At 43.5% G+C, this 1,035-nt stretch carries 1 protein-coding gene and 1 pseudogene; both read left to right on the forward strand.

Annotation, left to right across the window (positions count from 1 at the left end; all coding sequences use genetic code 11):
- Positions 1–130 precede the first annotated feature (130 nt).
- A pseudogene (locus ACED25_RS23540) lies at positions 131–646 on the forward strand (transposase).
- Between the two features lie 79 nt (positions 647–725).
- A partial coding sequence (locus ACED25_RS23545) for a transposase (protein ID WP_133146283.1) occupies positions 726–1,035 on the forward strand: 310 nt, incomplete at its 3' end.

Genomic DNA, 1,035 nt, shown 5'->3' on the forward strand with positions numbered 1-1,035 from the left:
TCAATTAGAAGAAGACTTTTGTTCTTTAATCGATAATTATCCCGCAAACGATCTTGTTATGGAACTCAAATCTCTTCTTCTGAAGTGAGGTTGGCATTGCCCTCTCCTAGGGGGTTTATCGCAAACAAGGGTGGTAGGTTATGATCACCCTCAACATTCATCAGCTTTAACATTTAGCTTTACTGGCCGTCACTTTCTTTCTGAGCTCATACTGCAGTCCGTTCGTTACTATATTTCCTACAAACTAGAGCTACCGTGAAATAAAGAAGCCTGTCGCTTCTTCGTGGCGAATGGACGAGACATACATTAACGTCAAAGGTCAGTGGAAATATTACTCTCGAGTCGTTAGAAGCACGGTCATTTCATTGATTTTTCACTCTGCAAACGCCGTGATGAGAAAGCGGCTCGCGCCTTCTTTACCAAGGCAATCTGCTATAATGGTTTACCAGGAAAAGTGGTTAGCGATAAGAGTGGTGCCAACGCGTTAGCGTTGCATAATGTTAATGTTCAACTCTGGCTGATGGGAAAAATACTCAACTTGATTGAAGTGTGTCAAATTAAATATCTGAACAATATAGTTGAGCAAAGTCATCGAAAAGTGAAAGGTAAAATGAATCAGTGCCTGGGGTGGAGCTGTGGTCGATAAGGCTTTGTTGCGTAATTCAATGTAACTAAATCAAGAACCTACGATCTGATCAGCTACCTCCACCCTCTCTCGTAGCCCTATGCCTAAGCCTCGTTACAAAACAACCAACTGGAAGCAATACAACCAATCACTCATTAACCGTGGCTCTCTGACCTTTTGGATTGATGAAGAAGCAATAAGCGGGTGGGCGCAAAGTAAACAGAATAAGCGCGGGAGGCCGCGTCGGTTCAGTGATTTAGCTATCACGACAGCACTCATGGTGAAACGAGTTTTTTCTATGCCATTGAGAGCGCTGCAAGGATTTATCGACTCGATATTTAGGTTAGCCCATGTACCGTTAAGTTGTCCGCATTACACCTGCATCAGTCGTAGAGCCAAGCAAGTTGAGG

Origin of the sequence: Vibrio sp. 1F263 (assembly GCF_041439035.1) — a bacterium.
Taxonomy (GTDB): domain Bacteria; phylum Pseudomonadota; class Gammaproteobacteria; order Enterobacterales; family Vibrionaceae; genus Vibrio; species Vibrio tasmaniensis_A.